The following is a 12,850-nucleotide window of genomic DNA, read 5'->3' as shown; positions in this document are numbered from 1 at the left end:
AGGGAAGGCCGCCCCTTTTACCGCTCAACCGAGGATGGGCTTTCCCCTCCGAGCTTTGCTGCTAGTAATCGCCCTCGCGGTGGGTGCGACGGAATCGAAAAAATCATGACCGGAACCAAGGCGAAATGGGTCTGGGGCGTCGGGGCGACGCTCTGGTGTCTGCTGCTCGGCGCGCTGCTGTCGTGGAACCGCATGCTGTCGCTGTCGGTCGACAGCTCCTACCACCTGCAGGTCATGGAGGTGGTGCGCCATGCGTTCATCATCGCACCGCAGGGTCACGAGTTCATGGCCGAGATGGCCATCTATCCCAAGCTGAGCCATCGCCTGGCGGCCTTGGCCGCCAGCCTGGGCTGGCCCGAGATCAATTCGCTGCTGCTGGTCGGGGTGACCTCGGCCGCCGTCGTCTGGCTCGCCCTTTTCGACCAGGCGCGGCGGGTGTCGCTGGGCTTCATGGCCATGTGCGCCTTTCTGGCGGTGGTCGACGTGGTCGTCGTGCGCGCCGCCTTCGGGGGCGAGCTGATCGACAACTTCTTCTATCCGCAGATCGTCGGCGAGGCTGTCGCGGCGCTCAGCCTGGTGGGCGGCGGCGTGCTGCTGCTGCGCTCGCGGCCGCTGTTCGTGGTCTATGCGACCGCCGCGGTGCTGCTGGCCGGCTGCTTCCACCTGGTGCCGACCCTGAAGCTGGCCGGCGCGTTCATGGCCATGCTGGGCCTGGCCTGGCTGCGTGACCTGATCCACGCCCGCCGCTTCGACTGGGTCGGGCTGGTCGGCCTGTTCGCCATCCTGGGCGGCGTGGTCGGCAGCCCGTTCTTCTGGCGCATGCGCTGGATGGCCCTCAACAACGGCAGCCTGAACCTGGGCGTGAAGATCCCCCTGGAAGGCGTGGCCGCCGCCGCCGTCCTGCTGCTGCTGCTGTCGGCCTGGGTGCTGCTGGTCGAGCTGACGCGCGCCCCCGGCGCCGTCGAGGCCGACGAGAAGCCGACCGCCTCGGCCGTGCTGCTGGCCTCGTTCGGCGCGGCGGCGGCGGCCTCGATGCTGGCCCAATACGCCATGTGGGAGCTGCGCCACGACGGCTCGCCCTATGCGGTGATGAAGCACAGCTTCGGGGTGTTCAGCCTGCTGGCCTTCGTCGTGCCGCTGTGGGCGGTGACAGTGCTGGGTCTGCGTGGCGGCGCCATGAGCGAGCCGCCGGCCTGGGTCCGCGCGATGGGACCCGCTCCGGCCTTCGTCGCCCAGCTGATCGTCATGCTGTGCTTGTTCCTGCGCCCCAGCGTCTTCGACGTGCCCAAGGTCAACGCCGTGCTGCGCGACGTGCGCGAGGTCCGGCTGACGCGCGGGCTGGAAGGCGAACGGGTGATGTTCTCGGCCTCGGACATGCCGCCGATCACCACCTATATGGGCACCATCGCCATGCTGAAGTCGCCGCACGGCGGCAACGTGCTGAGCCTGATGCATGACGGCCGCCCCGACCGTCCGGGCGACGTGCCCTATATCGTCACCCTGGCCGGCGACGCCTATGACAAGCCCGGCTGCCGCTCGGGCGCGCCGTTGGGTCTGGTCGTGGTGGTGGTCGGCGCCTGCGTCGAACCGCCGTCGCTGATGTTCAAGGCCGGCGGCGCGGGCGTGCCCTATCTGCGTGAAGGCTGGAGCGCCCCCGAGCTGGGCGGCGTCTGGTCCAACGGCAAGCGCGCCACCGTCGACCTGCCGATCTCGCCGTCCCAGCGGACCCTGGCCAGCGCCTCGGTGCAGGTGGCGGCCTTCGCCTTCCTGCCGGAGAACGGCTCGACCCGGACCGTCACCGTCTCGGTGCCGGGCGGTACGCCCGAGACCTTCACCTTCAACCGCCAGGACGCCATCCGCCACGACTACCTGCTGGCCCTGCCGCCCGAGGCGCTGAAGGGTCAGTCCGTGCGGGTGACCTTCGACATCAAGGATCCCAAGACCCCGCTGGAGCTGGGCCTGGGCACCGACACGCGCCTGCTGGGCGCGGGCCTGGAGGCGATGCGGATCATCCCGACGCCGACGCTGCGATAAGAGAGACCTGAGAGGCCGGCTGGCGGAAGCGCTAGCCGGCCTTGCGGGCGATCACCGCGATCGACAGGCCGAACGGCAGGCCGCCGCCGGCCGCCAGCGGGGCCTCCAGCGAGAACACCTTGGCCAGGGCCGTGTTAAGCCAGCTCGGCGGCATCGTGTCGTCGGCGCTGTTGTCGCCGATCAGCTTCTTGACCGTGCGCTGGGCCGCGGCCAGCGGGAACAGCAGGGTGTTGAAATAGGTGGCCGTCTCCACCGTCAGCCCGGCCTGCTCGAACAGGGCCCGGTACTTCGGCAGCAGGTAACGGCGCTTGTGGTGGTGCAGCACATCGTGGTGGCTCCACATCCACTGATAGGCCGGCACCGTGGTCAGCATCGCGCCGCCCGGCTTGACCAGCCGCGCCAGGGCCTTCACCGAGGCCGCGTCGTCATCGACATGCTCCACGACGTCGAAGGCGCAGACCAGGTCGAAGCTCTCGGGCTGATAGGGCAGGCCGTCGGGCAGCAGGCCAGTGTCGATCACCAGGCCCAGGCGCTCCGAAGCATAGGCGCGCGACTCGTCGTCGGGCTCCAGCGCCGCCACCGCGCCGAACTCGCGCAGCAGCGGGACATTGCCGCCCGCGCCGCAGCCGACCTCCAGGATTTTCGCGTCGGCCGGCGCGCCGATGCGGCCCAGCAGGCGGCGCAGCACCTTGCGGCGGCCGACGAACCACCAGTGGTCGGTCTCAAGCTCGCGGATACGGTCGTAGATCAGGCGGTCCATGGGGCGTCCTTGCCTGAATTCGGTTCAGATTTCGAGTGGTGGGCGAAAACCCAGAAGTGGCTGAGCAGGAACAGCGCGCCGGTGTAGCTGACGACGGCCGCGCCCTGGGCTGCGACATCGAAGACCCGACCGGCCGGCAGCAGCAGGTGCGCCAGGCTCAGGACCCCCTGGTTGAGGGCGAAGGCGACCGCCACGGCCACGACGTAGCGCAGCGGCGCGCGCGGCTTGTGCTGGCGCGCCTTGAACACGAAGACCTTGGACAGGACGAAGCTGACGCAGACGCCCACCGCATAGCCGGCGGCGTTGGCCAGGTGCGGGTCCAGCCCCAGCCCCACGTCCAGGGCCAGGATCACCGACAGGCCGACGGCGGTGTTGGCCACCCCGGCCAAGCCGTAGCGCAGGGCCGAGGCCAGCAGCTCCCGCCGCGCTGGCGTCAGCAGGGCCGTCATTGGTCGAACCCGTAACGGTCCATGACTACGTACAGCGGCCGGCCCTTCACCTCCTGATAGATGCGGGCCACGTATTCGCCCAGCGAGCCGATGGCCAGCATCTGCAGGCCAAAGCTCATCAGGATCACCACCATCAGCGACGGGTAGCCGCGCACGTCGGTGCCGAACAGCAGGGTGCGCAGCACGATCAGCCCCGCCATGCCCACGGCCAGCACGCCGGCGATCAGGCCCACATAGCTCCACACCCGGATCGGCGCGGTGCTGAACGAGGTGATGCCGTCCAGGGCGAAGTTCCAGAGCTTCCAGTAGCGGAACGAGCTGGTCCCCGCCGCGCGCTCGGGCCGGGCATAGGGGATGGCCTCCTGCCGGAAGCCGACCCAGGCGAACAGGCCCTTCATGAAGCGGTTGCGCTCGGGCAGCTGGCGCAGCACCTCGACCACCCGCCGGTCCATCAGCCGGTAGTCGCCGGCGTTGTAGGGGAGGTCCACGTCCGACATCCGGTTGAAGGCGCGATAGAAGCCCTGGGCCGTCAGGCGTTTCAACAGGCTGTCGGCGCTGCGGTCGACCCGCACGCCATAGGCCACGTCGGCCCCGTTCTCCCACGCCGCGACGAACTGGCCGATCAGCTCGGGCGGATCCTGCAGATCCACGTCGATCGGCACCACCATGTCGCCGCTGGCCGCGTCCAGCCCGGCCGACATCGCGGTCTCCTTGCCGAAGTTGCGGGCCAGGTTGATGACCTTGATCCTCGGGTTGCGCTGGTGATGGGCCAGCAGCACCGCCAGGGTGTGATCGCGGCTGCCGTCATTGACGCAGACGATCTCGTAATCGACCCCCAGCGCGGCCAGTTCGGCCTCGATCCGCTCGAAGAACAGGTCCAGCACCTCCTGCTCGTTGAAACACGGCGCGACGATGGAGAGGCGCTTGCCGACGCGGGAGCGCGTGGCGACGGCGGGTACGGGTGCAGCGGGGGACGCAGGAGACTGAACCATGGCGCTGGTTTAGCGGGGTTGCGCGCGGAGGGGGAGGGGGCCGTCACCCCTCAATCCCCGTAAATCCGCGCCTCACCGCCGGCGGCGCGCGAAAACGCCGTCCGGAAATGAGCCGGACGGCGCTTCTTGTCAGTCATTCTGGCGCTGGCCAGGTCCGATGACCCGGTTCGGTCAGGTCGGAAAGAGCTCTAGTATTTCACCTTCAGGCGCGCGTACCAGAAGCCGCCGTTCATGCCGAACGGGCCGCCCGAGCGCGGATAGATCTGACCGTCGGCCGTGCTGCCGGTGATGGCGTAGATCGGGTTGGCCGTGGTCGGCTTGAGCTTGTCCGGATAGGCGTCGAACAGGTTATTGGCCCCGACGGTGAGGGTGTACTTCTCAGCGACCGTGTAGCTCACGTCGAGATCGGCGGTGACCTTCGAGCCGAACTTCTGGCCCGGATAGTCCTGGTTGGTGCTCCAGCTGCTGTAGTAGTTGCCGCGGGCGTTGATCAGGAAGCCGCCGACCTCGTAGCTGGCCGAGGCGTTGGCGCGGTGTTTCGGCGTGATGTTCTCGATGTCGTAGATCCGGTCCGCGCCGATGGCCACCGGGTCGGACTTGGTGACCGTGCTCTTGTTGTAGCTGTAGGCGAGCGTGAGGCTCAGCGGGTTGTCCGCCAGCTGCGTGCGATAGGTGGCGACGGCGTCGATGCCCTTGGTCTTGGTGTCGAAACCATTGGTGAAATAGGCCACGGCGCCGCCGACGCCGACCGCGGCCAACGCGGGCTGGGCGACGATGTCGGCCGCGACGACATCGAACGTGCTCGTGATGCTGATGCGGTCCTTCACCTTGATCAGATAGCCATCGACGGTGAGGGTGAGGTTGCTGATCGGGTTGAAGATGAACCCGACGCCGTAGTTGGTGGACTTTTCAGGGGTCAGGGTCTTGGCGCCGAAATACTTCGCGATGGCGCTGGTCACCGGATAGGTGCCGGTCTGGACCTGCTCGCCGCCAGGGGCGAAGGCGGTCGTCAGGATCTCGGTATTGCTCTGCCCGGGAGACGGCGCGTGGAAGCCGGTGCCGACCGTGCCGCGCACCGAGAACATGTCGGACACCCGGTACAGGCTGTTCACCTTGCCCACGAAGGTGTCGCCGAAGGTGTCGTAGTCCTCGTAGCGTCCGGCGACGCCGACCGTGAAGGCCTCGGTGACGTCGGCTTCGGCGCCGAGATAAAGGCCGTAGTTGCTCTGCGTCGACGTCTTCGCCGACGCCGGGCTGGTGCCGCCATAGCCGCTGGCGCCGGGCGACTGCGACGCCGTCTCGGGCGCGCCGTTGACGATCGAGCGGGTGTAGACGCCGGGCGAGACCTGCACGTACAGCGGCTGCACGGCGTAGGGACCCGCGGCGTAGGACTGCAGGTCGCCCGCGGTCGCTTCGTACTCCTCGTGGCGATATTCGCCGCCGCCCGACAGGGTGATCGGGCTCGCGAAGCCGACTTCGATCGGATAGGTCAGATCGAGGTTCAGGTTGGTTTCGCGCTGGATCAGCTTGCCGAACTTGAACTCCTTCTGGCTGGTCGGACCGAAGGAGGCGTTGAGCGACTTGGTCATCGCCAGGTCGAGCGAGTTCTTCGCCACGGTGGCCGAGAGGTCGTAGGTCAGGCCGTTGTCGGCCTTACCTCGGGCGCCCGCCGTGCCGTAGAACTGTTCGACCACGCCCTGGAAGCGCGGGGTGAAGCCCGCCGGATAGACGGACGTGAAGCTGAACGTGTTGCTGTTCTTGACGAAGCCGCCCGTGGGGCAGGTCGCGTTGCCGGTCGGGCAGGGCGTCAGGTAGATCGGGGCAAAGGCGCCGTTGCGCCCCGGCGAGCCCGTGGCGGGCGTTCCGGTGCCGTTGTTGACCGCCAGCGGCGTCGGCGCCGAGATGGGCGAGCGATAGTTGAAGCTCTGATCGGCTTCGCGGTGGCCGACATTGGCCGTCATGTAGAGGGTGGTATTGTTGCTGATGTCGTAGCCGGCGTTGAGGAACAGCTTGTAGCCGTTGGTCGGCGACGAACCCCAGATCTGCGCCGGACCGGGATAGTTGGGCAGCTGTCCCGCGAGCGACGGGTTGGCCGCCGCGAAGACGGCCGCGATCGGCCGGGTGGCGCCGCGGCTGGTTTCGCCGTCGTCGAAATACTCGCCCGACACATTGACGAAGCCCGCGTCGAACAGCTTGAAGCCGGCGTTGACGGCGAACTGATAGCTCTCGCCGTCGCCGCTATAGGTCTGGCCGTAGCGCGCCTGGGCCTCGAAGCCGCTGTCGCTGTCGCGCAGGCCGTAGTTGATGACGCCGCCGATGGCGTCGGAACCGTATTGGGCGGTGGCGCCGTCGCGCAGGATCTGCAGGTTCTTGACGGCGATCGACGGGATCATCGACAGGTCGACGGCCTGCGCGCCCAGCGACAGGGCGGTGTCGCCGCCCGTGACCACCTGGACCAGCGCTGAGCGGTTATAGCGTTTGCCGTTGATCATCACGAGCACCTGGTCGGCGCCCAGACCGCGCAACGACGGGGCGCGCACGAAGGTCGAGGCGTCGGAGATGGTGTTCTGTGGGACGTAGAACGACGGGACGAGGTTCTTGACCACGTCCAGCATGTCGGCGGCCGGCTGGCGGCTGAGTTCTTCCCCTCCGAAGACATCGATCGGCGACGGCGAGTCCACCACCGAGCGGTCGGTTCTGCGTGTGCCTACGACGATGATGGAGTCGAGTTCGGTCGCGGTCTCGCTCGCCTGGGTCTGCAGGCCGGCGGCGTTGGCAAGGCTGGCGCATCCCAGGACGATCGAAAGAGTCGAGATCCCCGAAAGCAGAATAGCCCTTGAAAACTTAGTCATATATGCCCCTCGTAGCGCTATGCGCGTTTGTTTATTTTCGAGGGCGCTTCCCAGAGACGAAACTTTTCTTATTCTGATGGTCGAATACAGGCGCTACTTGCAGTGTTTGCGCTGCCGAAACAGTTCGTCAGGCGTGAAATATGCGCAATAGCCACCGCCATCATGGGAGCGTAACGACCGTCTTTGAGGCTCGGGCTGCAGCATTGCGCGGCGCCCGCCATGCTTTTTAGGCAGGGCCGTGATCGTAATTGTAGCAATGTTCGTGGTGATCGCTCTCGGCGCTCAGCCCCCCGCCATCAACAACCCATCCTCCTTGATCGCCTTCATGCACACCGTCGTGGTGTAGCGCTGCACCCCCGGCAGCTGGCTCAGTTCCTTGCGCAGCAGGGTGTCCAGGTCGGCGACGTCGGCGGCGACGATCCGCAGCAGGTAGTCGCCGGCGCCGGCGGTCGAGTGGCACTCGATGATCGACGGGTGCCGCAGCACGGCCGCTTCGAACGCCTCGGCGCGGGCGAAGTCGACGGTGGCGAGGGCGTAGACGGTCAGGCCCTTGCCGACGGCCTTGGCGTCGATGCGGGCGCGGTAGCCGGTGATGACGCCCTGCTTCTCCAGCGCCTGGACGCGGGTCCAGCAAGGGGATTTCGAGAGACCCACGCGCTCGGCCAGGGCGGCGAACGAGATGCGGGCGTCGGCCTCCAGGATGCGGAGAATCGACAGGTCGATGCGGCTGAGGATGGACATTCGTGCTGCTGAAGACGGTTTGATCAGGACATTGTTCTAGCTCGCTGGCATTGCCGCGCGCAAACGAGGACAATGTGCCGTCGCGATCGGCATAGGGTCCTTCCATGGCGCAAGACATGACCTACGCGCGGTATCTCGCGCTCGACACCCTGCTGGCGGCGCAACAGCCGCAGAGCGACCGGCACGACGAACTGCTGTTCATCGTCATCCACCAGACCAAGGAGTTGTGGCTCAAGGAGATCATCCACGAGGTCGGCCTGGCCATGCGGCTGATCGCGGCGGGGGATGTCGAGCCGGCCTACAAGGCCCTGGCGCGGGTGTCGCGGATCCAGACGGTGATGACCCTGTCGTGGGACATCCTGGCGACGATGACGCCGGCCGACTATCTGAGCTTCCGGGGCTCGCTGGGGACCAGCTCGGGCTTCCAGTCGGCCCAGTTCCGCACTTTGGAATACATGCTGGGCCTGAAGGACCAGAGCTTCCTGAAGTTCCAGGAGGAGGGCTCCAGCGGCCTGGCCCTGCTGCAGGCCGCCCTGTCCGCGCCCAGCCTGTACGACGTGGCCATCGCCCAACTTCCTCGGCACGGCTTGGCCGTGCCGGATAATGCATTGCACCGCGACTTCACCCAGACCTATGTCCCGTCCGAAGCGGTCGAGGCCGCCTGGCTGGAGGTGTATCGTGATCCGCAGCGCTATTGGGAGCTGTACCAGTTGGCAGAGAAGCTGGTCGACCTGGACGACGCCCTGGTCACCTGGCGCCACAAGCACGTGCTGACGGTCGAGCGGATCATCGGCGGCCGGCCGGGGACGGGCGGCACCGACGGGATCGGCTACCTGGCCAGCACCCTGCGCCGGCGGGCGTTTCCGGAGCTGTGGACGTTGCGGGGCAAGCTCTGATGACCGCGCGCAAGGACCTGTTCTCCAAGGCGCTGTCCGTGCCGGGCCGGCTGCACATGGCCGCCCACAGCCACCACCTGTGGCCCGACGCCACCCTGGCCGCTCAGGTCCAGGCCTGGGAGGACGCCGTCGTCCTGGCCGACCACAAGTGGGACAAGGTGCTGGGCGAGGTCCATCCAGCGGCACAAAGCCTGGTCGCGCGCGAGCTGAACTTGCCGTCGCCCGACACCGTGGTCTTCGCGCCCAACACCCACACCCTGCTGGCCGTGCTGAAGTCGGCCGTGGGCCGCAAGCCGGTGCGGATCCTATCCACCGACGGCGAGTTCCACTCGTTCCGCCGCCAGGCCCAGCGCTGGGTCGAGGCTGGCGAGATCGAGCTGACCCTGGTGGAGAGCGAACGCCCCGACTTCGCCGAGCGGTTCATCAACGCCGCGCGCACGGGCGCGTACGACCTGATCTTCGTCAGCCACGTGTTCTTCAAGACCGGCTTCGTGTTCGACCGGGTCTGGGAGCTGGCGAGCCTGTCCAAGCCTGAGGGGCCATGGCTGGTGGTCGACGGCTATCACGGCTTCCGGGCCGTGCCGACCGACCTGTCGGCGGTGGCGGACCGGGTGTTCTACCTGGCCGGCGGCTACAAATACGCCATGGCCGGGGAGGGCGCGGCGTTCCTGCATGCGCCGCCGGGCTTTGGCCCGCGCCCGGTGCTGACCGGCTGGTACGCCGAGTTCGGCGACCTGGAAGGTCCGCCGGGCGGGGTGGGCTACACCGCCGACGCCCAGCGGTTCATGGGCGCGACCTTCGATCCGTCGGGGCTGTACCGCTTCGTGGCGGCCGGGCGGATGCTTGAGGCCGAAGGCCTGACCACGGCGGCGATCGCGGCGCATGTGGGCGGGTTGATGCGCAAGCTGCTGGCGGCCGAGCCGTTGAAGGACGCCGTGGTTCTGAACCCGCCGGGCGAGGGCCCGCAGGCGCGGTTCCTGGCGCTACGGCACGAAAAAGCCAGCGCCTGGAAACAGGCGCTGGCTGATAAGGGCGTGGTGGTCGATGTCCGCGATGACGTGCTGCGGATCGGCCTCTCCGTCTATCACGACGAGGCCGACCTCACGGCGTTCTGCGCGGCGTGCGCCGAGCTGACGGTTTAAGCCGCCAGACGCTCCAGCGCCTTCAGCATCGAGCCCATGGCTTCGTGCACCGGCAGGCCGTCACGCTCGTAGTTGCCGGTCTCGAAGATCTGCAGCAGGTCGGCGCGGGCGCGGCTGACTCGGCTCTTGACGGTGCCGACGGCGACGCCGATCACCTCGGCCGCCTCCTCGTAGGAGAAGCCGCCGGCGCCGATCAGGATCAGCGCTTCGCGTTGGCTTTCCGGCAGCATCATCATGGCCTGACGCAGGTCGTCCAGGGCGATGGCGCTGTCGAAATTGGTGTTGGCCACCAGGGTCCGCTCGGCGGTTTCCTGGTCCAGGGCGACCGAGCGCCAGCTGCGGCGCTTGTCGGAATAGAACTGGTTGCGCAGGATCATGAAGGTCCAGGCCTTCATGTTGGTGCCCATGGTGAAGCTGCCGCGGCTGGCCCAGGCCTTGGCGACGGCGTCCTGCGCCAGGTCGTCGGCGGCGGTGGCGTTGCCGCACAGCGAGCGGGCGAAGGCGCGCAGGTGCGGGATCAGCGCGATCAGGTCGCGTTCGAAGGTCTTTTGGTCTTGATGGTCCATCACGGCCCCCTTCGGGATAAAACACTCAAGCTCAAAACGGTACCGAAGAGCTAAGGTTCCACCCCGAGGCCAAATGAGGTCCTCGTTTCGAGTCTTTAGTCGCCCTGGTCCCGGGCGATGGCCGGCAGGGCGTAGATGATCGGCATCACGCAGCCGCGCGAGCCAGCCGCCTCGCCCGCCGGCTTGACGCCCTGCATCAGGGTGGCGGCGGCCACGCCGAAGGCCGGGGTGGGCTGCGAGGCCAGCACCTGCACCGGGCCGATCTGGCCGGCCGGGGTGACGTCGAACCGCACGATCGCCCAACCGCCGACGCGGCGGTTGGCATAGGCCGGCGGATAGGGCTTGGCGTCGGGCAGGGCCACCTGCTTCAGCGGGCAGGCGTCGCCGGGGCGCTCGAAGCTGGCCATGTCGGGCCGGGCCGTGGCGGGCGAGATCTCGGGCCGGGCCTTGAACACGGCGTGGCAGCCCTTGCGCGGCGAGCCCGGCTGGAAGCGGCTCTCGGCCACCGACGAGGCGGCGGTGTCGGCGAAGGCCTGCTCGCCGTGTTGGGTGACGATCTTGACGTTGCGCACCGCGCCGCCCTCGTCGATGTCGTAGGTCAGGCCCGCCCAGGCCGGATCGACGGTGCGGTCGCCGAAGCTGCGCAGGTCGGGATAGGCGATGGTGTCGGGCCGGCGGCGCGGGGCGCGGGCGCAGTCGCCCAGGCCGTCCAGGGCCTGGCGCAGCGCGGGCCGGGCGTTGCGACCCTCGGCGATCATCGCCTGCATCAGCCGGGCCGGCGAGGCGGCCGCCAGCGGCGTGACGGTGGCGGCGACGTCGAACTTGCAGTCCGAGGCCGGCGCGCCGGGGGCGAAGCGCCAGCTGGCGATGACGGCGGCCTGGGTGTCGGGCGACCAGGCGCCTTCGCGCTTGAGGTCGATCACCCGGCCGTCGGCGTCCACCCCGAAGGCGTAGCGCTCGGGCACGGGCGAGGGGCTCTCGGCAACGACCGTCTTCCAGCTGTTCTGCGTCCGGGGCAGCAGCGGCGCGCCGGCGACCAGCCGGGCCTGGCCTGTGGCGCAGGCGAAGGTCGCAGGCGTCGGGGCGAAGGCGATCAGCTGCGGCTGGGCCTTTTCCTTGACGGTGATGACGGGCGGGGGCGTGGGCCGGGCGATGCGGTCGGCGTGCGCCACGGCGGGCGTCAGGACGGCCAGGGCTAGAAGCAACATGCCGCGCATTGCAACTCTCGCGATCTAAGGTTGAGAATTTGTCCTCGCGGAGCGCTGTTAGGTCAAGTGAAGGTTTTAGGCCGCTTGCTGCCTGATCGCCGCGCCCAGGCGGCCCAGGCTGTAGGGCTTTGGCAGGAACGGATCGCCGGCCGGCAGGCGGCGCGGCCGGCCCGAGGTCAGCAGGCAGCGCACGGCGGGGCGCCGGCGGTGGATCTCGTCGGCCAGCTCCAGGCCGCTCATGCCGGGCATGTCGATGTCGGTGAAGACGACGCCGACCTCCTGGTGGTCCTCGAACAGGTCCAGGGCCTCGCTGGCGTCGGCGGCCTCGTAGACGGTGAAGCCCTCGTCACGCAGGGCTTCGGCCGCGCTCATCCGCACCAGCGGCTCGTCCTCGACGACCAGCACCACGGACGCGCTCATGGCCGGGTCTCCAGGGCGCGGCCCAGGGCCTGGAGCAGTTCCCACGGCGCGATCGGCTTGGCGACGAACTCCGAGCGGCTGACGCCGTCACTCGGGAAGCGATGGGCGCAGCGGGCCGAGACATAGACCACCGGCAGGTCGGGATTGCCCACCCGCGCCATCCGGGCCAGGTCGAAGCCATCGGCCCCCGCGCCCAGGTTGATGTCGGTGACGAGCGCCGCCAGCGGCTCGCGGCCCAGCCGGCTCAGCGCCTCATTGGCGTCGGCGGCGACCCGCACCCGGTATCCCGCCGCCGCGAGCATGGCCTGACTCATCGCCCGCAGGGCGGCGTTGTCTTCGACCAGGAGCACCGAAATCTGTTCCATGCTCATCCTCCTGAGCAATGAAATGTGTGAAGTGCTGTGTGGTTTCAGGTTTCGTAGAATTAATTTCTTGTAAATACTGGTTAATGTTTGGCTTTGGGCGCTGTTGCACTTTTGGAGGCAGGTAAACGGACCCTTGCGGCGTTCGAGAAGGGGGAGCAGACGCAACGCCTCCTCGTCGCTGCCCCAGATGCGGGGGACAGATCGACTTGAGCAGGATTACCGTTCTGGATCACGCTTCGTCGCTGATCTTCCGACATGGCGCCCAGTTGGTCGGCACGCGCTCGGGCAAGCGCAATGTCCGAGTAGCCTTCAAACCAGACCAGATCGTCCACGCTATACTTGACGATCCACTCCATATCGAGGAGCGACGCCGAGACCCCCACATAGGAGCTGTCGCATCCCGCGCCGGTCGCGATGTAGACGTA

At 67.9% G+C, this 12,850-nt stretch carries 12 protein-coding genes; 3 read left to right on the top strand and 9 right to left on the bottom strand.

The annotated features are described in order from the left end of the window. Positions 1-105: 105 nt before the first annotated feature. Positions 106-2,034, top strand: coding sequence for a hypothetical protein (locus AC1RR5_RS14065; RefSeq protein WP_492922262.1), 1,929 nt, complete (start codon positions 106-108; stop codon positions 2,032-2,034). A 31-nt stretch (positions 2,035-2,065) separates the two neighbouring features. On the opposite strand, the gene AC1RR5_RS14060 is transcribed toward AC1RR5_RS14065, so the two are convergent. The 5 genes from AC1RR5_RS14060 to AC1RR5_RS14040 form a co-directional block, all read right to left on the bottom strand. After that, complete coding sequence (locus AC1RR5_RS14060) at positions 2,066-2,794, bottom strand: class I SAM-dependent methyltransferase (RefSeq protein WP_492922261.1); 729 nt, start codon at positions 2,792-2,794, stop codon at positions 2,066-2,068. Continuing rightward, the gene (locus AC1RR5_RS14055; protein WP_492922260.1) at positions 2,782-3,243 is read right to left on the bottom strand and encodes a GtrA family protein; all 462 of its coding nucleotides are present in this window, start codon (positions 3,241-3,243) and stop codon (positions 2,782-2,784) included. The genes AC1RR5_RS14060 and AC1RR5_RS14055 overlap by 13 nt, the downstream gene beginning before the upstream one ends. Next, complete coding sequence (locus AC1RR5_RS14050) at positions 3,240-4,235, bottom strand: glycosyltransferase family 2 protein (RefSeq protein WP_492922259.1); 996 nt, start codon at positions 4,233-4,235, stop codon at positions 3,240-3,242. The genes AC1RR5_RS14055 and AC1RR5_RS14050 overlap by 4 nt, the downstream gene beginning before the upstream one ends. A 188-nt stretch (positions 4,236-4,423) precedes the next feature. Next, positions 4,424-7,087, bottom strand: coding sequence for a TonB-dependent receptor plug domain-containing protein (locus tag AC1RR5_RS14045; RefSeq protein ID WP_492922258.1), 2,664 nt, complete (start codon positions 7,085-7,087; stop codon positions 4,424-4,426). Positions 7,088-7,369: 282 nt separating this feature from the next. Then, positions 7,370-7,828 carry an Lrp/AsnC family transcriptional regulator gene (locus tag AC1RR5_RS14040; protein ID WP_492922257.1) on the bottom strand — a complete coding sequence of 153 codons (459 nt, stop codon included), beginning with the start codon at positions 7,826-7,828 and terminating at the stop codon, positions 7,370-7,372. 104 nt (positions 7,829-7,932) lie between these two features. Between AC1RR5_RS14040 and AC1RR5_RS14035 the strand changes: the two genes are divergently transcribed. Both AC1RR5_RS14035 and AC1RR5_RS14030 read left to right on the top strand, forming a co-directional pair. Continuing rightward, on the top strand, positions 7,933-8,724 hold the full coding sequence (locus AC1RR5_RS14035) for a tryptophan 2,3-dioxygenase (RefSeq protein ID WP_492922256.1): 792 nt from the start codon (positions 7,933-7,935) through the stop codon (positions 8,722-8,724). Beyond that, complete coding sequence (locus AC1RR5_RS14030) at positions 8,724-9,866, top strand: aminotransferase class V-fold PLP-dependent enzyme (protein WP_492922255.1); 1,143 nt, start codon at positions 8,724-8,726, stop codon at positions 9,864-9,866. The genes AC1RR5_RS14035 and AC1RR5_RS14030 overlap by 1 nt, the downstream gene beginning before the upstream one ends. Here the strand turns inward: AC1RR5_RS14030 and AC1RR5_RS14025 are convergent. The 4 genes from AC1RR5_RS14025 to AC1RR5_RS14010 all read right to left on the bottom strand — a co-directional run bounded on the left by AC1RR5_RS14025 (position 9,863) and on the right by AC1RR5_RS14010 (position 12,425). After that, positions 9,863-10,432 carry a sigma-70 family RNA polymerase sigma factor gene (locus AC1RR5_RS14025; RefSeq protein ID WP_492922254.1) on the bottom strand — a complete coding sequence of 190 codons (570 nt, stop codon included), beginning with the start codon at positions 10,430-10,432 and terminating at the stop codon, positions 9,863-9,865. The genes AC1RR5_RS14030 and AC1RR5_RS14025 overlap by 4 nt on opposite strands. 95 nt (positions 10,433-10,527) lie before the next feature. Next, complete coding sequence (locus tag AC1RR5_RS14020; RefSeq protein WP_492922253.1) at positions 10,528-11,640, bottom strand: energy transducer TonB family protein; 1,113 nt, start codon at positions 11,638-11,640, stop codon at positions 10,528-10,530. A gap of 75 nt (positions 11,641-11,715) precedes the next feature. Next, positions 11,716-12,060, bottom strand: a complete 345-nt coding sequence (locus AC1RR5_RS14015) for a response regulator (RefSeq protein ID WP_492922252.1) — start codon at positions 12,058-12,060, stop codon at positions 11,716-11,718. Beyond that, the gene (locus AC1RR5_RS14010; RefSeq protein ID WP_492922251.1) at positions 12,057-12,425 is read right to left on the bottom strand and encodes a response regulator; all 369 of its coding nucleotides are present in this window, start codon (positions 12,423-12,425) and stop codon (positions 12,057-12,059) included. Before AC1RR5_RS14010 ends, AC1RR5_RS14015 begins: the two co-directional genes overlap by 4 nt. Positions 12,426-12,850: the final 425 nt, after the last annotated feature.

This window comes from Caulobacter sp. GW821-FHT11E11, assembly GCF_058808315.1.
Note: the sequence above shows the minus strand (reverse complement) of the source record. Positions and strands in the feature narration are given on the sequence as shown.